The sequence below is a fragment of the Pedobacter agri genome (assembly GCF_032678665.1).
Taxonomy (GTDB): Bacteria; Bacteroidota; Bacteroidia; order Sphingobacteriales; family Sphingobacteriaceae; genus Pedobacter; species Pedobacter agri_A.
Window position 1 is genome coordinate 227,718 of record NZ_JAVTSH010000002.1, and the last position, 20,616, is coordinate 248,333.

14 protein-coding genes are annotated in these 20,616 nt (G+C 38.3%); 6 read left to right on the plus strand and 8 right to left on the minus strand.

The genetic code is table 11. The annotated features are described in order from the left end of the window. The first annotated feature begins 16 nt into the window (after positions 1-16). Both R2Q70_RS04505 and rsmG read left to right on the plus strand, forming a co-directional pair. A complete protein-coding gene (locus R2Q70_RS04505) occupies positions 17-1,144 on the plus strand; it encodes a glycosyltransferase (RefSeq protein ID WP_316806456.1) in 1,128 nt (375 codons plus the stop codon). A gap of 109 nt (positions 1,145-1,253) precedes the next feature. Next, a complete protein-coding gene (gene rsmG, locus R2Q70_RS04510; protein ID WP_316806457.1) occupies positions 1,254-1,889 on the plus strand; it encodes a 16S rRNA (guanine(527)-N(7))-methyltransferase RsmG in 636 nt (211 codons plus the stop codon). A 3-nt stretch (positions 1,890-1,892) separates the two neighbouring features. Here rsmG and R2Q70_RS04515 read toward each other — a convergent pair whose 3' ends face one another. The 3 genes from R2Q70_RS04515 to R2Q70_RS04525 all read right to left on the minus strand — a co-directional run bounded on the left by R2Q70_RS04515 (position 1,893) and on the right by R2Q70_RS04525 (position 9,313). Continuing rightward, complete coding sequence (locus R2Q70_RS04515) at positions 1,893-2,867, minus strand: M28 family peptidase (protein WP_316806458.1); 975 nt, start codon at positions 2,865-2,867, stop codon at positions 1,893-1,895. A gap of 268 nt (positions 2,868-3,135) precedes the next feature. Further along, positions 3,136-6,675, minus strand: coding sequence for a chromosome segregation protein SMC (smc, locus tag R2Q70_RS04520; RefSeq protein WP_316806459.1), 3,540 nt, complete (start codon positions 6,673-6,675; stop codon positions 3,136-3,138). Between the two features lie 340 nt (positions 6,676-7,015). After that, complete coding sequence (locus tag R2Q70_RS04525; protein ID WP_316806813.1) at positions 7,016-9,313, minus strand: ATP-dependent helicase; 2,298 nt, start codon at positions 9,311-9,313, stop codon at positions 7,016-7,018. Between the two features lie 308 nt (positions 9,314-9,621). Between R2Q70_RS04525 and R2Q70_RS04530 the strand changes: the two genes are divergently transcribed. Continuing rightward, positions 9,622-9,945 carry a DUF493 family protein gene (locus R2Q70_RS04530; RefSeq protein WP_316806460.1) on the plus strand — a complete coding sequence of 108 codons (324 nt, stop codon included), beginning with the start codon at positions 9,622-9,624 and terminating at the stop codon, positions 9,943-9,945. 70 nt (positions 9,946-10,015) lie between these two features. Here the strand turns inward: R2Q70_RS04530 and R2Q70_RS04535 are convergent, their stop codons facing one another. Genes R2Q70_RS04535 through R2Q70_RS04545 form a run of 3 tightly spaced genes read right to left on the minus strand, consistent with a single transcriptional unit; the run spans position 10,016 to position 13,089 of the window. Further along, positions 10,016-11,515 (minus strand): PH domain-containing protein, encoded by a 1,500-nt coding sequence (locus tag R2Q70_RS04535; RefSeq protein WP_316806461.1) that lies wholly within the window; start codon positions 11,513-11,515, stop codon positions 10,016-10,018. Further along, on the minus strand, positions 11,508-12,059 hold the full coding sequence (locus tag R2Q70_RS04540; RefSeq protein ID WP_316806462.1) for a PH domain-containing protein: 552 nt from the start codon (positions 12,057-12,059) through the stop codon (positions 11,508-11,510). The genes R2Q70_RS04535 and R2Q70_RS04540 overlap by 8 nt, the downstream gene beginning before the upstream one ends. A 55-nt stretch (positions 12,060-12,114) precedes the next feature. Beyond that, positions 12,115-13,089 carry an SGNH/GDSL hydrolase family protein gene (locus tag R2Q70_RS04545; RefSeq protein WP_316806463.1) on the minus strand — a complete coding sequence of 325 codons (975 nt, stop codon included), beginning with the start codon at positions 13,087-13,089 and terminating at the stop codon, positions 12,115-12,117. Between the two features lie 257 nt (positions 13,090-13,346). On the opposite strand from R2Q70_RS04545, the gene R2Q70_RS04550 reads away from it, so the two are divergent. Together R2Q70_RS04550 and R2Q70_RS04555 are read left to right on the plus strand one after the other, a co-directional pair. Next, positions 13,347-14,717, plus strand: a complete 1,371-nt coding sequence (locus tag R2Q70_RS04550; RefSeq protein WP_316806465.1) for a dipeptidase — start codon at positions 13,347-13,349, stop codon at positions 14,715-14,717. A gap of 1,085 nt (positions 14,718-15,802) precedes the next feature. Continuing rightward, positions 15,803-16,783, plus strand: coding sequence for a glycoside hydrolase family 43 protein (locus R2Q70_RS04555; protein ID WP_316806466.1), 981 nt, complete (start codon positions 15,803-15,805; stop codon positions 16,781-16,783). A gap of 40 nt (positions 16,784-16,823) precedes the next feature. Here R2Q70_RS04555 and R2Q70_RS04560 read toward each other — a convergent pair whose 3' ends face one another. After that, positions 16,824-18,050, minus strand: a complete 1,227-nt coding sequence (locus R2Q70_RS04560) for an MFS transporter (protein WP_316806467.1) — start codon at positions 18,048-18,050, stop codon at positions 16,824-16,826. Between the two features lie 92 nt (positions 18,051-18,142). Here R2Q70_RS04560 and R2Q70_RS04565 point away from each other — a divergent pair, with 92 nt between their 5' ends. Further along, a complete protein-coding gene (locus R2Q70_RS04565; RefSeq protein WP_316806468.1) occupies positions 18,143-19,012 on the plus strand; it encodes a glycoside hydrolase family 25 protein in 870 nt (289 codons plus the stop codon). Between the two features lie 461 nt (positions 19,013-19,473). Here the strand turns inward: R2Q70_RS04565 and R2Q70_RS04570 are convergent, their stop codons facing one another. Further along, on the minus strand, positions 19,474-20,571 hold the full coding sequence (locus R2Q70_RS04570; protein WP_316806469.1) for a dipeptide epimerase: 1,098 nt from the start codon (positions 20,569-20,571) through the stop codon (positions 19,474-19,476). Positions 20,572-20,616 lie beyond the last annotated feature (45 nt).

A 20,616-nucleotide genomic window follows, 5' to 3' on the forward strand; every position in this document is an offset into this window, starting at 1 on the left:
TATTTATTTTACCATCGTGATATTAACCCTACTTGAAATTGTACTGCTTTCCATTTTAGCTTTTTGCTTGATTGTTCAGTTATATTATGTTCTTTTCGTACACTTGAGGCTGGCAAATACCAGCGTTGAAGAAGTTCCTGCAGCTGCCAGAAAACCCGTAAGTGTAATTGTATGTGCCAGAAATGAAATCAAGAATCTGGAACAATACTTACCATCAGTGTTAAATCAAAATTATCCGGAGTTTGAGGTGGTGGTAGTAAATGATCGTTCTTGGGATGGAACGGAAGAGTTTTTAGAAGCCTGGGAGAAAAAATACAGTAACCTTAAAGTTGTTAAAATTTTAGACAATGAGAAGTTTATTGCAGGCAAAAAATTTGCAGTTACCATGGGAATTAAAGCTGCAAAACATGATTGGTTAGTTTTTACAGATGCTGATTGTATGCCCGCTTCAACAAATTGGTTAATGGATATGCAGCAGCCAGCTAATGAGGATACCGATATTGTACTGGGTTACTCGCCATATTTGAAGCGCAGGGGTTTATTGAACGCTTTGATCCGTTTTGAAACCTTTTTTACGGCGGTAAACTATCTCGGTTTTGCGATAAAAGGCATGCCATATATGGGCGTGGGTAGAAATATGGCCTATAAAAAATCGCTTTTTTTCAAGAGTAAAGGTTTTGCTGCGCACATGCATATTCCCTCAGGTGATGATGATTTGTTTGTAAACGCACACGCCAATAAATACAATACCGAAATTAGGTTAAATCAGGATAGTCATGTATGGAGTGAACCTAATCGTACCTGGGGTGGTTATTTAAAGCAGAAGAAGCGTCATTTCGGAGCTGGAAAGTTGTATAAATCAAAACATAAATTTATGCTAAGTCTTCAAATTATATTTCAGTTCTTGTTTTACGGATTTTTTGTAGGATGCATGTTTCTGAGCAGAGATGCGCAATACTTCGCAGGAGGAATCCTCTTGCTCAGCATTATTATCAGGTGTTTTGTATACCCGAAATTGCTGAAACGGTTAAACTATAGCGATTTGCGTTGGTGGTTCCCGATATTAGATATACTTTTGTTTTTATTTCTAAGCCTGAACGGATTCTTGGCAATGTTTGGTAAGAAAAAAGTTAGCTGGAAATAAGGAATTAAGATTTACAATTGACCACCACCTAAAATTAGATTTATAGTAACATGATGCAATTTGGAGCATTTGACTTTAAACTTTTAACCCTCTAATTTAATTTACAAATATGGCTGACGTAAAACCAGATATCATTTTAAAATACTTTCCTGATTTAACTAAGAAACAAATCGATCAGTTTTCGCAACTATTTGATTTATACGTTTTTTGGAATGCACAAATCAACGTAATTTCTAGAAAAGATATTGAAGAATTATATGAACGTCATGTTTTACATTCATTAGGCATAGCCAAAATTTGCACTTTTAAAGTAGGAGAATCCGTTTTAGATGTAGGAACTGGCGGTGGTTTCCCTGGTATTCCGCTGGCCATTTTATTTCCTGAAACACAATTTTATTTAGTTGATTCCATCGGCAAAAAAATCAAGGTGGTTAAAGAGGTGGCTTCTGCTCTTGGTTTAGAAAATTTAAAAGCTGACCATTTAAGAGCCGAACAAATCAAAGAAAAATTCAATTTTGTAGTTTCCAGGGCTGTAACCCGCCTTGGAGAATTTTACCCGTGGATACAAGGCAAGTTTAAAAAAGAATCAATAAATGCCATTCCGAATGGAATTTTATATCTAAAAGGTGGCGATTTAGCTGAAGAGATTAAGGAATCAAAACTGAAAGCAGAATTATATCCGCTTTCAGAGTTTTTTAAGGAAGAATTTTTTGATACGAAATATGTGGTTTATGTGCCACAGTAAGGGTTAAAATTTATTCACTTTCTGAGGATTATCCCGCATCAGCATTTTATCTTTTAATGTTTGCTGTAAACCTGTCTGTTTATCTATGCTGATCACTACATCCAAAACGGTTTTTGCAGCATCGCTGAAAAATTGTTTGGTGATTGTCGAATACTCATCGGTTGCTTTGTGATAATCTTTATGATCTTCTACACCAAAATATAAAAAGGGAATATTTTTGGCATTAAATGCACCCTGATCACTTTGATTTGTCCAGTCGTCGTGGCCCAATTTAGGATCATCGTGGCCCAAAATTACTTTGATTTCCTTTCTTGTGGTATCAATATATTTTTTTAACTCCGGATATTTGAAGGTACCTGCCACATAAAGTTCACCTTTATCGCTGTGGCCAATCATGTCCATGTTCAGGTTAACAGCAATGGTGTTAATGTTTACTGGCGGATTAGCCACAAAAGCTTTTGCACCCTGTAAACCCATTTCTTCAGCATCAAAGGAAGCAAAAATGATGGTGTTATTGGGCTTGTTTTTTGCAAAGTAAGCCGCGATTTTCAATAATCCGGCTGTGCCTGATGCATTATCGTCGGCGCCATTAAAAACCTGATCTTTTACCACACCCAGGTGGTCGTAGTGTGCTGAAACCACAATCACATTTGTGCCTTTGCCAGGAATATAGCCAATTACATTTGTTCCGTTAACTTTTGCGCCACCTCTCGAATTAAAAGTAAATTCCTGTGCGTAATTTACATTTTGTGGGTAAGATTTTAAACCAAGTTTCTGAAAACGATTAATAATGTAAGCTCTTGCCATCTCTGCACCTTTTGTTCCGGTTTTTCTACCTTCGTAGGCATCAGACGACAATACCTCAACATCTTTTAAGAGTTGATTATCTAATTTGCCAGATCCGGTTTGAGGTTGATTTTTAACTGATGAACAGCAACTTAGCATCATGGCTAAGGGAATGATATATAGAATTTTCATGTTATAAATTTTTGTCATTTAGCGATACAACGCCATCTTAATGATTATAGCTGTTTGAAATATTTCTTGCCTCGCCGTGACATGATGTTTAATTGAGTTTAAAGATATTAATTATTAGCTTATTGGAAGGGAAACGTGGATTTTTATGCTGTATTGCGTAGCTGAAGCTTTGTCAGGCAGAGGATTAGTTTATTATACAAATCTCCTCGCTAGAAAGTCATTCGAATGATATGCTTTCAGCTTTAGTCTTTAAGCTCTTGGCTCAAGCTTAGGCTGCAACTTCCCTTAAATCGACCGCTACAACCCTCGAAACCCCTTGCTCAACCATCGTAACACCATAAATAATATCAGTGCTGGCAATGGTTCGTTTGTTGTGTGAAACGATGATAAATTGAGATTGATCGGAGAATTTCCGGATGATGTTGTTGAATTTATCGATGTTGGTATCGTCTAACGGCGCATCTACCTCATCAAAAATACAGAATGGCGCAGGTTTTAATAGATAAAGGGAGAATAACAAGGCTGTTGCCGTTAATGTTTTCTCTCCTCCGGATAACTGATTGATGGATAATGGCCTTTTGCCTTTCGGACGGGCAACAATATCAATATCGGCTTCTAAAGGGTTGTTAACATCAGAAAGGATTAAATCGCAGCTATCTTCTTCATTAAAAAGCGAACGAAAAACAATGATGAAATGCTCACGTGCCTGTGTAAAGGCTTGCATAAATTTATCTTTTGCAGTATCATCAATCTCTTTTATGGTTTGCAAAAGATCCGTTTTGGCCGCGTTGAGGTCTTTTTTCTGATTTTGGATGAACACGTAACGCTCTTCCATTTCTTTAAAAGCTTCCATCGCCATAGAATTTATCGCCCCGAATTCATCCAGCTGGCGTTTCATTTTTTCCACCTTCTGTCTGATTTCAAACTCGCTTTCCAGTGCCTCAACTTCCGTTTCTGTTTCCAGAAGATCGTTGATATCAATGTTGAATTCCACAGCCAGCCGCTCTTTCAATGAGTTCAAATCTATTTTCAACGTATTCTTTTTATCCTTGATTTCGTTTAAAAGGAAATCTGTTTCCTCCCGGTTTTTGCGGATATTGGTGAGGCTGTTTTCCAGTTCATTGATGTTGCCCTTTTGCTCAAAATACTCTTTTTCAACATCAGCAAGGCCTTTCTCCATGTCTTCACGTTGCTGGTACATCTCCAAAAGTGTATCATCACTCAGATCGGTATGTTGCAAGGTAGCCGTAATTTGCGTCAGCGTTTCCTGCAATTCCTTATCATTCTGTGCAACCCGTTTATTTAAAGCTTCCTCTTGCACAAACCGGTAGTCCAGGTCTTTTTCTAAACCGGATAATTTGTTTTGCTGCTGATGAAAACGAATATTATCCTGATTATACTTCCCTGCGGATTCATTTACCTGATCAGCAAGATCCTGATAATTCAATTGCTGTTCCTGCAGGTTAATATGTTCCTGTTGTTGCTTTCTCTGCAATTCTACCAGCGCTGGTAATTTTTCTGCCAAAGATTTTTCTATCGAAACAATTTTCTGTGCAATATCTGTTTTACGGTTTTCGCTCGTTGTAATAAATTCCTGGTATTGATCGCGACGGGTTTGAACTGAAATTTGTTCATTAATCAAACGGTTCAGCTCCTGCTGTAGCGTATTTATCTGACTGATTTTTGATGCTTCTTTCAGATTAGAAATTTGATCTGTTTCAGTAGTAATTGCCTGATTGTATTGATTAATCAAGGACTCGGACACTTTGATTTCTTTCGCTAAATTTTCAAGATTTTTAGCCCGGCCAATTCTTTTTCCTTCGAATAAACCAACAGAACCGCCTGCCAGAGTGAATTTGGTTTGTGCATATTTTCCATTTTTTGCCAGAATGGTTATACTTTCAGTTGGTGTTTCTTTGAAAATATTTTCCTGCTCAGCAATGGCGATGTATACGTTTTGTAATAAGAGGTTACAAAGTTGCTGGTACTTTTTGTCTACTTCAATAACTGATAAGGCAGAAATCAAGCCTTCATAAGTTGCCAGCGTTGCATTTTTATCCGGAATGTTTTCTAAAATAAAAAAGTTCGCCCGCCCGCGACTGGAATCTGTGAGCAGGTTAATCGCCTGAACGGCATCAGCATAATGATCCACCACATAGTGATTCATTACTGGTTCGAGATAATTTTCAATGGCGATTCGGTAATCCTCATCACAGAACAAAATATCTGATAGGAGTAAGGCGCTTTTTGAAAATGCACTGTTCTTTTTAAGGAAACGTATAGATTCCGGGAAGCCCTCCAGGCTATCTACAAGTGATTTTGTAAGGTTGTATTCATTCTGTTTGGCATCCTTTTTACGGTTTTCTGCCGTAAGTTTCTCCTTATTAACTGCGAGGTTAATTTCCGATTTCGCCAGGTTTTCCTTTAAAATTTCTTCGGCTTCTTTAAGTTGTTTAATGTTCGTTTGCTTTTCCGAAACCTGGATGTCAAGTTCGGCTAAGGCATGATCAAAAGCCTTTAGTTCTGATGTTTTAGTTTCCGTATCATCAACATTTCTGCTGGTTTCCTGCACCAAAGCATCTTTTTGAATGTTTAAAATATCAATTTCCTTTTGTGATTGATAAACCTGGTTTTGTAAATCGTTCACTGACTTTACGAGGTCGTCAATTCGGTTTTTTTCCGTCTGCTGTTGCTCACGAAGTGTATCAAGCGAAGACTTTAAGCCTTGCAAATCTGACGCTACCTTATTAAAAACTTCTGTTTCAGTTAAAACCTCTTCATTTAAACGCTTGATGTTATATTTAATGTGGTTGAGCTGATTTTTATCCTTTTCCAATTCGCCCGACAAGCGGGTTTCCTTTTCCTGTAAAAAACGCATCTGCTCATTCTTGACCTTTTTCTCACTTTCATAAGCACGGATTTTGGATACCAACTCATTGGTGGCTTTTTGCTGAACAGAAAGGTTTTTTTCCTGGTTTATACTTTCCAGTTTAAACTTTTGCAATTCCGCCTCTTGGGTATCAATTTTAGTGCTTAATTCAGTTCTAAAAATCTGCTGATTTTGCTCTTGAGATTCCAGTGCATTTAAATCGGTGCGGAAAAACGCAATGCGATGCGTTGCCAACTGAACGCTTAATTCGCGGTATTGCTCTTTCAGTTTGTAGTAACGTTCAGCTTTTCGGGCTTGGTTTTCGAGTGTTTTTAAGTTTTTTTCGATCTCAAAAAGCAAGTCTTCTACACGCTCTAAATCGGTTTCTGTATCTTTTAATTTGTTGAACGTTTGCTTTTTACGCAACTTATATTTCGAAATTCCAGAGGCTTCTTCAAATAACGAGCGGCGGCTGTGTTCCTTATTGGTTATAATTTCATCAACCATTTTCAGCTCAATGATGGAGTAACTATCAGAGCCAATTCCCGTATCGAGAAATAAATCTGTAATATCCTTTAAGCGGCACTGCACATCATTTAAACGATATTCGCTATCACCGTTCCGGTACAACTTTCGGGTAACGGTAACCTGAGAATAGGCCGTAGACAGAATGTTCTTTGTGTTATCAAAGCTCAGAGAAACCTCAGCCAGTTGTGCCTGTTTGCGGTTTTTTGTACCATTGAAAATGATGTTTTCCATCTTTTCAGAACGTAGTGCTTTGGTGCTTTGCTCACCCAAAACCCAACGCATGGCATCAATAACATTTGATTTTCCGCAACCGTTAGGGCCCACAATAGCCGTAACTCCTTCATTAAAATTGATGGTCACTTTGTCGCCAAAGCTTTTAAATCCTTTAATTTCTAACTTAGTAAGTTGCATGGTTTGTGATAGGAGGAACCGAGCTCAATAATAGGTATAAATTTGCTTTTTTTCAAGGCGATATACCGAATTTAACCGTTATTGATACTTAATTTAACACAGCTTCAAAAGGGATTTGCGATGGAGTGCATTGGCTATTTGAAAAGAATTGCCACGGAAGCACGGAATACAAAGAAAGTTGTTTAGGTAAGAAAACTTTCCACCTTAGTTTTGAAATTTTTGAATTTGATGGTGCTCTTCATCACCTGAATCATTTTAGGATTTTAAAATAAAAAAAGCACAAATTACTTTGTGCTTTTAATTTTTTGTGGTGAAAATTACGGCTTATTTGCTATTAAGCTTACTTTACAATCATTAGCTTAGCAAACTTTAATAACAATTGCTTGTTGCCTAAACCCTGAAAAAATACGGTTGCTTTTACATCGGGCAAAGCACCTTCGAGGCTGATAATTTTTCCGAAACCAAATTTTTCGTGTTCCACTTCCATTCCACCCTGAAATTCGTGTGGTTGTGAAGGCGCAAAACCAGGCGTTGGTACATGGGCTTTCGCCAGTAACGAAGTCGTTTTTGGGCGAGGTGGTGGGGCAGAAGTTGTACCTGCTGGTTTTGGTTTGCTAAAGAAATCACGGGGTTGCGAAGTCCATGTTTTACGTTCATCATCAAAACTACCTTCAAAAACATTACTCTTAGCAGGTTTAACATCCAACTCTAAAAACTTTGGGTTAATTTCATTAATGAAACGGCTTGGTTCGCAGTTGGTAAGTGTTCCCCAGCGATAGCGGGAGGTAGCGTAAGTGATCGTTAATTTTACTTCAGCCCTTGTAATCGCAACATAAAATAAACGGCGTTCCTCTTCTAAATCAGATCTTGAATTAACCGACATTTGAGAGGGGAAAAGGTTCTCTTCCAAACCCACAATAAAAACGTTCTTAAACTCCAATCCCTTCGCGGAGTGGATTGTCATTAGAGAAACTGTATCCTTGTTTTTATCGCCATCTTTATCATCATTGGTTAAGAGCGCCACATCCTGCATAAAAATATCCAGTCCTTTTTCTTCAATATCTTCACGCTCGGCAAACTCCTTAATACCATTTAACAACTCCTGTATATTTTCATATCTCGCTCGTCCTTCAACGCTATCATCGGTATACAATTCTTTTAAAATACCAGCATGCTGAGCAATAAACAAAGCAGAATCGTAGGCATCAAGCTTTTTTGCTTCCGCTTGAAAGCTCTGAACCATCATCGAGAAATCGTTCAGCTGGTTAGCCAAACGGCCATCTACATATTGGTGTGCATTCGAAATCACATCCCACATGGTGATGTTATTTTGATCTGCGGCTACAATAATTTTGTCAATCGATGTATCTCCAATTCCACGCTTTGGATAATTGATTACCCTTTTGATGGCCTCTTCATCCTTCGGATTAAAAGTTAAACGGAAATAGGCAATTAAATCTTTAATCTCCTTACGCTGATAAAAAGAAGTACCGCCATAAATTTTATAGGGAACATTGAGTTTGCGTAAACCTTCCTCCATGGCCCTGCTTTGGGCATTGGTGCGGTATAAAATCGCAAAATCATGGTATTGGTAACCCTTTAAACCACGTTCCTGGATAATGGATTCGGCAACTAATTTACCTTCCTCATTATCCGTAAACGCTCTGGAAACCTTAATCCGGTCTCCCTCAACATTTTCTGAAAAAACATTTTTCTCCAGTTGATTTTTATTATTGGCAATGATGCTGCTGGCGGCATCAACAATATTTTGGGTAGAGCGGTAATTTTGCTCCAGTTTATATACTTTTAAATCAGGATAATCGCGTTCAAAATTCAGGATGTTTTGAATGTTTGCACCACGGAAAGCATAAATACTTTGCGCATCATCACCCACTACACATATATTTTGGTAAGCTGCAGCCAGTTTTTTTACAATGGTATACTGCGAAAAGTTGGTATCCTGGTACTCATCCACCATTAAATACCTGAATTTTTGCTGGTATTTATTCAAAACATCCGGATGTTCTTTAAGCAGAATGTTCGTTTTGAAAAGTAAATCATCAAAATCCATGGCACCAGCCCTAAAACAGCGTTTAGCGTATTGCTCATAAATCTGCCCCATTAACGGACGTTTATTTTGAATATCTTCAGCCTGTATCTGGTCGTTCGATTGATATTCGCCCCATGATATCAGATTATTTTTTGCAGAAGAAATACGACCGTAAACAAAGTTTGGTGCATACAATTTATCATCAAGCTGCATTTCTTTCAAAATGGCACGAATTACACTTTTACTATCATCGGTATCGTATATGGTAAAGTTATTCGGATAACCGATTTTTTCGGCTTCAACACGCAAAATTTTTGCAAAAACAGAGTGAAAAGTACCCATCCAAATATTTTTAGCCTCCGCACCAACCACTTTCGAAATACGCTCTCGCATATCTTTACTGGCCTTATTGGTAAAGGTTAACACCAAGATATTAAAAGGGTCGGTTCCGGTTTGGATCAGATGTGCTACGCGAAAAGTAATCACACGTGTTTTGCCCGAACCAGCACCCGCAACAATCATTACCGGTCCTTTTGTATTCTCTACTGCTGCTCTCTGTTGTGGGTTTAATCCTTCTAAATAATCCAAATCGATTCCTGTTTTTTTGAGGTTCAAAAATAACAATTCTCAAGTCTTTTGCGAAAAGTGTTAGTAATTACTTTAATACTCATTGCAATCCTGTCTAGAATATTTTAGTGTTCTTAATCGTCCGCTAATAAATGTCGTCAAGCTGTTCTGAAATTTCGGAATCAACGTTATTTATGGAAGCAAACATTAATATTAACGCCGAAATAATTAGGGTGACGACCATTCAAACATTTTTGAGGGCGAAAACTTACAATTATGCCAAAATTACATATTGTTTTTTTAGGAATGGATTTTGATATACTGCTGTTATGGATGATAATAATATTAACAATAATATAGAGTTTACGGATATCCCAGAAGGATCGAGTACTGATATTTATGCTAATTTGAAAGAGAAATTAGAGAGCGTAGAAAAGTTTCCGGGTATTTACAACTTTAAGTTCATTATTACAGGCGGACTAGATAAAATTGAAGAGTTGCGCAAAGTTTTGCCTGATGATGAATTTATAGAACAGCCTTCTAAAACCGGTAAGTATGTTTCTATTACCGTTAAAAAGCAAATGCAAAATGCTGATGAGGTAATTGCCATTTATAAACAAACGGCAGACATTAAAGGCATTATGACACTTTAGGTTTTTCCGCAGATCTCGTAGATTGTTGCAGAACATTTGTGAGGTCTGCAGGAAACAAAGTAGGGTTCAGTTACATCCAATTTTCACTGCCACTTTCTACCTGGTAAAGCCAATAATTTACAAGACGTTTGATTTCGGTGTAATTTCCATATTTAAAATGGATTCTACCCGCCGCGGTATGCAGGCATAAATGGCCAACATCTACAGCCTTGTGCCATGGATATTGCGAAGCCGTAATGGCTTGTATTTTATGAGGCATGATAATTTCATTGGAAATATCCCAAATGCCGCTTGTTTTAATGATAAATTCCTGGTTTACAGCAATTCGATGTCTGCGGTAACTAATGTAAATCATGAATCCCCCAATAATGAAGTAAGCAAGACCAAATCCGATAAAAGGCTTCACTTCCGGAATATTAACTGCTACCAGTAAAAAGATTGCCAAGGGTAAAATCAGTTTAAAAAAAATCGGCAGGTTCAGGAAACGCCAGTCTGGAATAAAGGTTTTTCCTTTAACCGGAACCTGGCCTAATATCATACGCAGCAATTCATCACGCTCCACTGCATTGCAGCCAACAATTTCAAGGGTGTTGCCCTGCATTTCCTTTCCGTTTTTACTCACCCCGAAATTAGCCTGCTTTAAACTGATGTTGAGCATATTCAATTTCTTTTGAAAATAATTCTGGCTGTGTTTGGTAATCTGTACCTTATTCGGACTGATCATCGTATTCTTTTTCGCAACTAAACCCGATGACAGGATAAGGGAATGTTTGTGCTGTCCGATTTCAAGATCGAAATATTTATAAAAAGTTCTAACCAGATTGATAACCAGCAAAGCTACCAGAAGCACTACAATGATAATGGCCACAGAAAACAACGTAGCTAAGCCCATCACGGCACTTTCTACATAACCTTCTTCAAGTTCTAAAAGATCCATGATGTGCCTGGCCTCCTGAATGAGGTATATAAAAAACAGGAACATCAGTGCTAGGCTTTGCCCGTAGTTAGATGTTAAGCCAACCTTTAACAAGGTAAAAGTACTAATCTTTAAAACAGGTGTTGCCATTTCGGGCTCAGGTGCAAGTTCAGCGGTTTCATTTACCGAATTTGTTTTTCTGTTTAATAGATGTTCTTTCAGGTTATATGCTGAAGCTTCGTCTATCGCGTAAATAACTACTTCTTCTCCGCTGGCGCCGGCAGTATCGATCTTTAAACCATAAACGCCGAAAATTTTTTGCAAAACATTTTGGTTGATGTTAACCTGCTGTATCTTTTCGAGATGTATAATTACCTGATCACGGTTTAAAATACCCTTATTCACCACAAACTCTTGATTTTGTTTGTTAAGGAAAAAAGTAAAGTTGCGGTACCATAAGTAGGAGATGATAACAGCAATGATTAAAAGGGCTAAAAGACCTAACAAAAGGTAGTGTTTATTTTCTGATGTTCTGAAAAAAGCAATGATGATAGGAATAATAAGTGCCTTAATTACCCGAAATGAACCATGTACCACAATTACAATAATACCTGTTGCCGATTGACGCTGCGGTTTACTGAAATCGTTATTCATCAAGATTCGTTTCAGTTTCCACAGATTCAATTAAATCAAGTTTCCTGAGAATTATATCTCTGATGCTTTTCGCTTCATCAATCGGTATTCCACCAATTCGCAAATGGCCGCTTACTCCACCTGCAGTAAATATTTGTAGTGAGCCTAATTTAAACATCCGAGATAAAATACCTTCATTTAGTTCGATATGCTGAATCCTGTTCAGCGGTACAATGGTTGTCGATTCTGCAATAATCCCGTCTTTATAAATTACATCATGGGTTCTGATGGCGTAACCACGTTTGCTAAAACTCGCCCAAAAAACCAAAAAGAAAATAATCAGCAAAATAACATAAGCCGAAACAACTGCTAGGAGGTATGGCTTAATCTTTTCATTAAAAACTAACAACAGGCCAGCAATGATTCCAATAAATAGAAAGCAGATGATCAGATTAATACAAATGACTTTCCAGTAACTGGCGTGAGGTTTTTTTAACGCAATTTCCTGATACTTGGGAAGTGAATCAATATCAATTGCATCATTTGTAAAGTTTTCGCTAAGCATGGCTTAAATATTAAAGCTAATAAATCCTTATTCAGACGGATGGTTATACCTTTTGTTACCTCGCTACAATAAACTTTTTCGCAGCATTATATTGGCCTGAATCAGAAGTTAGTTTTAAAAAGTATATTCCGGGAACAAAGGTTGAAGTATTGATCTCTAAAGTATGTTTACCGATATTCAGGTATTCATTGAGTACCGTTTTGACCAGCCTTCCCATCATATCGTAAACTTGTATGGTTAGCTTATCAGTTTGTGGCAATACAAGATCTAGATAAGTTTGGCTTCCGGCAGGATTTGGATAATTTTGCGACACCACAAACATTAGAAATCTATCAAAAATAGCCTTGTTAATTGAGTCGAAGATTACATAACTAATCAATCGGTATCCTCTGGCATTCGGGTGAAATGCATCCTGGTACAAAGTAAAATCACGCCTCATGGCAGCATTAACATCGGCCAGGTAAATTTTATACTCCGTAACTAATCTCCTGTAAATCACATTCAAAGCCCTGATGGTGTTATTAACCGCCACTAGAGAGGGTGTACTGCGGTCGTCAGCGTATTGAAGTGTACAAAGAATAGGAACTAATTTTTGCCTCAAGGCTGTAGAAATCAGCGAGCGCATATTGGCTTCCGTTTCGGCAATACTGCCCCGGTTATTAGCAATGGCCAGCGCATCATTAATGCCCATAGAAATCACGATGAAACCGGTTCTGTCTTTAATGGCATTATCAATCCTTAGTAGACCCTGAAAGGTAGTTTGTCCCCCAATACCATGATTGGTAATGTCTACAACTTTGTTTGTATAACAGTTAACGAAATTGTTTTTCAGCATGGTTTGAAAGCCGGCACCATTTACCCCCTCAACAGTACTCGCACCGAAGGTTACAATATTAATACTGTCTCTAGCGTAAAATTGGGCAGCTTCCGGGCAACTTACTCTGGGTGGAGTAGTAGTTTGAGAAAAAGCAGAAATACCAAAAGAAAAAAGCAACACCAAAAGGAGATAAAGTCGCGTGCTAATTTTCATTACAATTGATTCATTCGGATTTTAATTATGGATATCTCTTAAATGGTGCAATTTAAGAAAAAATGGTTTAAAATATATTTCAATAAGTTGAATTTTATTTAAAAACAACAATTAATTAACAAATCTGGTTTGTGTGAAATGCTCGGGCTTTTATGATATAAAAATGGTAAGACCTGAAGTTGAAAATTATATCCAATTGACTTATTCCCTTATGCCTTTTGTGCTAAAATCATATATTTGCCCAAATTCATTTTGTTATGCAAGAGATTAAAAATTATGTAGAAACGCACAAAGAACGCTTTTTAGCAGAGTTGTTTGAATTATTGCGTTTTCCTTCGGTGAGTGCTGATCCAAAATATAAAGACGATGTTTTAAAAACAGCGGATTATGTGGCGCAAAAACTGAAAGATGCCGGAGCAGACCAGGTTGAGATTTGCCCTACAGCAGGATATCCTATTGTTTACGGAGAGAAAATTATAGATAGCGCTTTGCCTACGGTTTTAATTTATGGCCATTATGATGTGCAGCCTGCAGATCCCTTAGAACTTTGGCACACACCACCATTTGAACCAACCGTTCGTGATGGTAAAATTTATGCCCGCGGTGCCTGCGATGATAAAGGCCAGTTTTACATGCATGTAAAAGCATTTGAATTGATGATGCAAACCAATACTTTGGCTTGCAACGTTAAGTTTATGATTGAAGGTGAAGAGGAGGTAGGTTCTGCAAACCTTGGTATTTTTGTTAAAGAAAATGCGGAGCGTTTAAAAGCTGATGTGGTGTTAATTTCTGATACATCGATGATTAGCATGGAGCATCCATCTATCGAAACCGGTTTACGTGGCCTGGCTTACATGGAAGTTGAGGTTGTTGGTCCGAACCGCGATTTACACTCTGGCGTTTATGGCGGAGCAGTGGCCAATCCGGCAACTATTCTTTGCAAAATGATCGCTTCTTTACATGATGAAAATAATCACATCACCATCCCTGCGTTTTACGATAAAGTTGTAGAGCTCACCGATGAAGAGAAGAAAGCATTAAACTCTGCGCCTTATGATGAAGCTGAATACAAACAGGATTTAGCTATTGATGAAGTTTGGGGTGAAAAAGGCTATTCTACATTAGAGCGTACAGGAACCCGCCCTACGTTAGAGGTAAACGGAATTTGGAGCGGTTACATTGGCGAGGGTGCAAAAACTGTATTGCCGAGCAAAGCCAATGCAAAAATTTCGATGCGTTTGGTTCCAAATCAAAGTTCAGAGGAGATTTCAGAAATTTTTGCCAAACATTTTGAAAGCATTGCACCTAAAAATGTAAAAGTTAAGGTTACGCCACACCATGGCGGAGAGCCAGTAGTAACACCTACTGATAGTATCGCTTACCAGGCTGCTGAAAAAGCTATTGAAGATAGTTTTGGTAAAAAAGCTATTCCAACCCGTGGTGGGGGCAGTATTCCAATCGTTGCTTTATTCGAAGATGTTTTGGGTATTAAATCTGTTCTTTTTGGTTTCGGTTTAGATAGTGATGCCTTGCATTCGCCAAACGAGAAATACGATATTTACAATTATTACAAAGGGATAGAAACTTTGCCTTTGTTTCATAAATATTTCGCTGAATTAAGCAAATAATCGATTTATCTTCCAAGCAAGATAACCTAAAAATCCCTGTTTATTTTAATAAACGGGGATTTTTTTTTTGGGGAATGAATACTTTTTTTAATTGATCTGCAACCCTTGTGGTTCTTATTTACTAAATGTTTTGGAGCAGAAAACGACTCCAAAGCCCTCCTCGAAGACAAGACAGGAAGCTGGATCATACAGTTATTGGAGGGGGGAAGGATTCTAAAACTTTGAGGGGAACTCCCCTCCTAATTTAGGAGGGGTTGGGGGTGGTTAAAAACATTCATAGCAAAACAAGCCAAGCCACCTAAACCCGACCTGAATGTAAAATCCTTTACCGATTTTTTTTCGGTAAAGATTTGCAATGGGGGCGGGACTGAATTGAGCCATAAGCACAGCAACTGCTTTTCTAAAAAATAAAAATCGTTTTTGGCTATTTTTTTAAAGGGTTATTCTGGAGCAGAAAACGACTCTTAATCCCTCCTCGAAAACAAGATGGGGAGCTGGATAACGTAGTTATTGAAGAGGAAGGGGAAGGATTCTAAAACTATGAGGGGAACTCCCCTCCTAATTTAGGAGGGGTTGGGGGTGGTTAAAAACATTCATAGCAAAACAAGCCAAGCCACCTAAACCCGACCTGAATGTAAAATCCTTTACCGATTTTTTTTCGGTAAAGATTTGAAATGGGGGCGGGACTAAATTGAGCCATAAGCACAGCAACTGCTTTTCTAAAAAAGAAAAATCGCTTTTGGCTATTTTTTTAAAAAAAATATTTTGGAGCAGAAAACGACTCCTAAGCCCTCCTTGAAAACAAGATGGGGAGCTGGATCTACAGTTATTAGAGGGGAAGGGGAAGGATTCTAAAACTATTAGGGGAACTCCCCTCCTAATTTAGGAGGGGTTGGGGGTGGTTAAAAACATTCATAGCAAACCAAGCCAAGCCACCTAAACCCGACCTGAATGTAAAATCCTTTACCGATTTTTTTTCGGTAAAGATTTGAAATGGGGGCGGGACTGATCTGAGCCATAAGCACAGCAACTGCTTTTCTAAAAAAGAAAAATCGTTTTTGGCTATTTTTTTTTAAATTGTGCACATGAAATACCTATTCTCATCTCTTTTACTTTTGGCAGGATCTGTTTCTTTTGCTCAAAGTACTAAATCGATTAAGCAATCCGGAAATCCAATATTTCAAGGTTGGTATGCAGATCCTGAAGCTGCTATTTTTAATAACAAGTATTGGGTTTACCCTACCTACTCTGCAAAATATAGGGAACAGGTTTTCCTTGATGCTTTTTCGTCTGATGATTTGGTAAAATGGAAAAAACATCCCCATGTTTTAGATACGGCGGCGGTAAAATGGGCGAATAAAGCCATGTGGGCACCATCAATTGTACAGAAAGATAAAAAGTACTATCTGTTTTTTGGCGCAAACGATATTCAAAGTGATAACGAAGTTGGTGGAATCGGTGTAGCTGTGGCCGATAAACCTGAAGGGCCTTACAAAGATCATCTGGGAAAACCGCTGGTAGATAAGTTCCACAATGGTGCGCAACCTATTGATCAGTTTGTTTTTAAAGATAAAGACGGACAGTATTATTTAATTTATGGTGGCTGGAAACATTGTAACATTGCCAAATTAAATGCTGATTTTACAAGTTTTGTGCCTTTTGAGGATGGAACTACATTTAAAGAAATTACGCCAGAAAATTATGTAGAAGGGCCTTACATGTTTATTAAAGATGGTAAATATTATTTTATGTGGAGCGAAGGCGGCTGGACTGGTCCGGATTATTCTGTAGCTTATGCCATTGCCGATTCACCTTTCGGTCCGTTTAAAAGAGTGGATAAAATTTTGAAGCAAGACCCGGAAGTAGCGAGAGGGGCAGGACATCATTCTTTACTAATTAACGAGAAAAAAGGTACCTACCATATTGTTTATCACCGCCGTCCTTTAAGCGAAACAGATGGAAATCACCGTGTTACCTGTATTGATGAAATGAAATTTGATGCTGATGGAAAAATCCTTCCGGTAAAAATTACAAATGAAGGTGTTAAAGCGCAAAAGGTTAAATAAATTCTCTAAAGTCAGTTCTTAGCTTTTTTAAAAACTGACTTTACTTGCTTTCTGACACATTACCCGCCTGATTTTTATCTAACAAACTGAAGCCGTAAGCACAAATTAAAAGGATGCAGGCCAATCCGAACCAAAGCCAATTATAACCGAGGTGCTTTGCGATAAAAAAACCTGCCATTGGACCAACTACCTGCGCACAACTCCAGCTTAGCGTATATCCTGCAGCATATAAACCTCTATTATGCTCGTTACTTCTACTAATTACCACCGTATTTATAAAGGGAAGTACGAACATTTCGCCAATGGTAAAAGTCACGATGGTTAGTATTGCCGTAAAAACGTGAAAAATGATCGGTGCACTAAGCAGCAAATATGAAACTGCAAAGAAAATGGAACCGATTATGATAAAAAACATCGGCGACCTTTTCTTTTCAATTTTATTGATCATAATCATTTCAAAGAGGGCAATTATCGCTCCGTTTATGCCAATGATTATGCCGATGGCGAACTCATCAATATGCCATTGCTCCTTAAAAAATACCGGAACAACCCTAAACATCAGGAAAGCACACGTAATAAAGAGTGTGGTTAACAGTATGAAGCGAACATAAAAAGCATCTTGCCAGGGTTTCAAAATAACCATATTGCTGCGGTTTTCTTTTGCTTTTTTTATAAAATCTTTAACCTGAGGTAGTAAAAATAAAATGGCTATACCTACTAAAATGCTTACGCCGCCTTCTACAACAAATAATAGCTTGTAATTTATCGAAGCAATTATTCCCGCCATACTTATTCCCGCCGACCAGCCAATGTTTACGGCAAGTCGGTTTAACGAATATGAACGCGTTATTGTACCTTCCTTAGCGTAATGCGCTACTGCTGTAAAATTGGCCGGGCGAAAAGCTTCGGAGAAGAAACTGATCACAACTGCCAAAACACAGAGTGTAGAAAAGTGCGTTATGGTCGAAAATAAGATGAACAGCAGTCCGCCAATAACTGAAGAAAGTATTTGAACTGGTCTGAAACCAATGATATCAGTAAGCTTTCCCCCGGTAGCCGAACCCAAAATAGAACCGACACCAAACAAGGTAATGATTAAACCCGCATCGATTTCACTACGGTGCAAACTTTGGGTTACGTACAAACCCATAAACGGAACGGCCATACTGCCGCATCTGTTAAACATCATTACAATGCTTAGCAGCCAGGTTTCCCTGCTTAAACCGCTGAAAGATGATTTGTAAGTATCAAAAATAAGTTTGAACATAGAGATATTTGGTTTGCAAAAGTAGCGAAACCATTATCAAATAGATCAGCACAAAACTGATAATTTTTTACAAATTTGCAGTTGAATAAACTATGCCTCCAGAAAAAAGAAAGCCTGCTGTTACCCGGAAACCCGCAACCCGAAAAACCACGGTACGCAAGAAGAAATCAAAACCTTTTCCTACACAATGGAAGGTAGCTATTGCAGGTTTACTGTTGATTTTACTTTCTCCGTTTTACTACGGATATATTCTAAATGGATTTGTTTCTACCTGGCGATGGATAAAAGACTGGGGGCAAGATCCCAACTACCGGACTTACGAGAGTTTCAATATTAAGATACCCAAAAAATATGTAGTGCATGGCATTGATGTTTCTTATTACCAGGGCAAAATTAACTGGGGAAAGGTGAAGGCGATGAAAGAGGATGAAGTGAAAGTAAGTTTTGCTTTTATTAAAGCCACCGAGGGTATCTTAACAGTTGATCCGTATTTTCAGCGAAACTGGAGGGAAGCCCCAAAAGCGGGTATTGTTTGTGGTGCTTATCATTTCTTCAGGCCTAAAAAAAGCGGTAAAGCACAGGCAAAATTCTTTTTGCAGGTAGTTAATATTGAGAAAGGGGATTTGCCACCTGTAGTAGACATTGAAACTTTAGATGGTGTTTCGCCTTTAAGGATGCGTTTAGAGCTATCTGATTTCCTTACCTATGTCGAATTGAAAACTAAAGTTCGCCCCATCATTTACACCGGGCTTAAATTTTACGAAGATCATTTAGAAGGAAAATTAGATGATTATCCACTTTGGATTGCCCATTACTATCAGCCAAAATTACGACTGGATGAAAGCCGATGGAAGTTCTGGCAACATTCTGATAAGGCCAAAATTAATGGGATCGGCCATGTTGTGGATTTCAATGCCTTCAGCGGTGATAGTACAGCGCTGGCGGAGATGTTGGTGAAATAGAGCAACACTCATGGCAAGGGTGAAAATGACTAGGATTAGAAATCCTGTTTTATTTTTAAATTCGGTGAAAATGTAAAATAGGATTAGAAATCCTATTTTATTTCTAAGTTCGAGATGCGCTGCGCTAACATCTCGAACAGCAGCCTTTAGCGGCGATAGCAAAGCGCTGGCGGAGATGTTAGTGAAATAGAACTACGCTCCCGGAAAGGGTGAAAATGCGTACTAGGATTAGAAATCCTATTTTATTTCTAAGTTCGAGATGCGCTGCGCTAACATCTCGAACAGCAGCAATAGCAGCAACAGCAGCCAGTGGTGGCCATAGCAAGGTGCATTGGTAACTAAACAACCAATGAACCAATAAACTAATGAACTAATGAACGAATGATCTCGAACAGCAGCATCCTTTTCAATTTGCTAATTAACTAATGAGCCAATCAACCAATGAACTAATGACAAATCATCTAAATCGTCCAGCTTTCGCATTTCTCCAGGAAAAATTCATCCGCTTCGGCGCCAATGCCTATTTCATCAGAAACATCTAAAAAATACCCGTTATAGGTTAATCCACCAATGCAAGGATCGGCCAAATGGCCTAAAAGAGCGGTATCTAAATCAAAAAATTCTACATTAGGACTGGCCAAAGCAAAGTGAAGATTTGCCGTCAACGCAATTCTGCTTTCCAGCATACTGCCAATCATACATTTTACTCCTGTTTGTAAAGCTTCTTCGTGTATCTTCTGGGCTTCCAAAATGCCTCCCGATTTGGAGAATTTAATGTTCAGGTAAGTGGTTGATTGGCTATTGATCAGTTTACGTGCGTCATGATGATTGTAGCAACTTTCATCAGCCATTAACTTAATAGGTGAGTTTACATTTAATGCTGGCAATTGATCATCGTACCAGGTACGCATGGGTTGTTCGCAGAATTCAATGTCGTATTTTTCAAGTTCGCCCAATGCGAATAATGCATCGTCAAAACTCCAGCCCTGGTTCGCATCTAGGCGCAAAGTAATGTCGTTTCCAACTGCCTCGCGGATGTGTTTTACCCGTTCAATATCATCATGAATTTTTTTACCCAGTTTAATTTTGATGATCCTGCAGCCCTTTTCCACATATTTTAATGCTGTAGCAGCCATTCCCTCCGGACTGTCGATGCCAATGGTCATATCCGTTTCGATGGTTTTTTTTGAGCCACCCAAAAATTTATATAAAGGTAGTCCGGCATTTTTCGCTGCGATATCAAAAAGCGCCATATCAAAAGCACTTTTAATGGTGCTGTTATGATCTGCATAGCCCAGTAATTCATTCATCCGCTCGGGTATTTCCAGTGGATCTTTTCCTTTTAGAATTGCGGCGAAATCTTTGGCCATGGCAATGCAGGTTTCCTGAGTTTCACCCACAATCATCGGAAAGGCTGAGCATTCACCAATTCCGTGAATCCCGGCATCAGTATAAATTCTGATCAGCACATTCTGGGCAAAATGCATGGTTCCTGTAGCAATTACAAAAGGCTCCATCGGGATGCTGAAGCGGTATATTTCGGTATGTGTGATTTTCATGGTTGTTATTGATTGATGGTATAAATCAGAACATCTGGGATTTAA

What these genes read in the sequence shown, in the direction of transcription:
- rsmG (WP_316806457.1), top strand. Translation starts at nt 1,254, where the DNA reads ATGGCTGACGTAAAACCAGATATCATTTTAAAATACTTTCCTGATTTA.
- R2Q70_RS04515 (WP_316806458.1), bottom strand. Translation starts at nt 2,867, where the DNA reads ATGAAAATTCTATATATCATTCCCTTAGCCATGATGCTAAGTTGCTGT.
- smc (WP_316806459.1), bottom strand. Translation starts at nt 6,675, where the DNA reads ATGCAACTTACTAAGTTAGAAATTAAAGGATTTAAAAGCTTTGGCGAC.
- R2Q70_RS04530 (WP_316806460.1), top strand. Translation starts at nt 9,622, where the DNA reads ATGGATGATAATAATATTAACAATAATATAGAGTTTACGGATATCCCA.
- R2Q70_RS04535 (WP_316806461.1), bottom strand. Translation starts at nt 11,515, where the DNA reads ATGAATAACGATTTCAGTAAACCGCAGCGTCAATCGGCAACAGGTATT.
- R2Q70_RS04540 (WP_316806462.1), bottom strand. Translation starts at nt 12,059, where the DNA reads ATGCTTAGCGAAAACTTTACAAATGATGCAATTGATATTGATTCACTT.
- R2Q70_RS04545 (WP_316806463.1), bottom strand. Translation starts at nt 13,089, where the DNA reads ATGAAAATTAGCACGCGACTTTATCTCCTTTTGGTGTTGCTTTTTTCT.
- R2Q70_RS04550 (WP_316806465.1), top strand. Translation starts at nt 13,347, where the DNA reads ATGCAAGAGATTAAAAATTATGTAGAAACGCACAAAGAACGCTTTTTA.
- R2Q70_RS04555 (WP_316806466.1), top strand. Translation starts at nt 15,803, where the DNA reads ATGAAATACCTATTCTCATCTCTTTTACTTTTGGCAGGATCTGTTTCT.
- R2Q70_RS04560 (WP_316806467.1), bottom strand. Translation starts at nt 18,050, where the DNA reads ATGTTCAAACTTATTTTTGATACTTACAAATCATCTTTCAGCGGTTTA.
- R2Q70_RS04565 (WP_316806468.1), top strand. Translation starts at nt 18,143, where the DNA reads ATGCCTCCAGAAAAAAGAAAGCCTGCTGTTACCCGGAAACCCGCAACC.
- R2Q70_RS04570 (WP_316806469.1), bottom strand. Translation starts at nt 20,571, where the DNA reads ATGAAAATCACACATACCGAAATATACCGCTTCAGCATCCCGATGGAG.